The following is a 1138-nucleotide window of genomic DNA, read 5'->3' as shown; positions in this document are numbered from 1 at the left end:
TCGATAAAAAGCTTTAGGATTGCTTTTTAGACCGTTGAAACCCCTGTTTTTTGTCTCGAAAATTTATTTTGGACAGCTCTGGCTAAAAAGTTAAGCTTTTACGATACTTTAGGTGTATCATATAGTGGCGGTAAACTCATTCGTTTTGATAAAATAGAATCAAAGATTTATTTTCCACCAATTCTTATGACTTCAAGAGTGTTTAACAGTTTTAAAAATGCAAATCCAACAAGGAATTGTATTACTAAAAACTATTGGAAAAAAATAAATAATCACAACATTAAAAATGTTGATGTTGATGTATATGGTGGAACTGTAAATTGGGTAATTTAGCAATATGGATAATATAGAAAAAAGCACAAAAAAATTAGAGCTGATAAATCATTGGATTGCTAATTGTGATACTAAAAGTTCATTTATTTTGACTTTTTACGGTGTTGTATTGACGATTATTTTTACATCAAATATTGGCGGAGAAATGGTTAGCTGTTTCTCTTTCGGCAAAGCTAAAGAATTTAATTGTGAAAGTTTGGGGAACTTTTTTTTACTACTAACCACAATAGCATTTTTCATTACTTCTTTAGTAACTTTTTATCAGATTTATTCAACCTTGAAAGGTAGGATTGATGGAAAGGTCTACAAACAAAACGGGCTAAATACTGATTCAAATGTTTTTTTTGGTTCAATAGCTTCAAAGACTTTCAATAGCTTTGAAAATGAATCCAATAATGAGGATGATTTAACCCATCTCAATGACATGAACTCTCAAGTATTTATAACTGCCAAAATTGCTTCTGAGAAATTTAAGCATTATAATAAAAGTGTACTTTGGATGTTCATTTCGTTAGGGATTTTTTTGTTCTATGTTATTATGAAATAACAATTGAAGATATTGGAATAAGATAAAATCAAAATACAATCTTGTTTCCTCGTTCTCCCGTACTATGAAAATATAGCTTTTAATCAAGTGTGGATATACTGGAACATGCTGACCCCTCAAAATCGAATTAGATTTAGGTAGGATTATTGTATTTAAATTTAAAGTTCCTAATCTGCCTGTAAGCGGTAATTACTACTGCACAGAAAATGGGAAATAAGAATACACCAAAATTGGCAACAAGAGTGCACACTAAAAACG

At 30.0% G+C, this 1138-nt stretch carries 1 protein-coding gene; it reads left to right on the top strand.

Going from position 1 to position 1138, the window contains the following annotated elements:
* Positions 1-337: 337 nt before the first annotated feature.
* Positions 338-880, top strand: coding sequence for a hypothetical protein (locus EPX21_RS14595; protein WP_134090430.1), 543 nt, complete (start codon positions 338-340; stop codon positions 878-880).
* Positions 881-1138 lie beyond the last annotated feature (258 nt).

This window comes from Olivibacter sp. XZL3 (assembly GCF_004368405.1).
In the GTDB taxonomy this organism is placed as follows: Bacteria; Bacteroidota; Bacteroidia; order Sphingobacteriales; family Sphingobacteriaceae; genus Olivibacter.
Note: the sequence above shows the minus strand (reverse complement) of the source record. Positions and strands in the feature narration are given on the sequence as shown.

Excerpts from the sequence above, each read along its gene's own strand:
- EPX21_RS14595 (WP_134090430.1), top strand. The coding sequence starts at position 338 with ATGGATAATATAGAAAAAAGCACAAAAAAATTAGAGCTGATAAATCAT.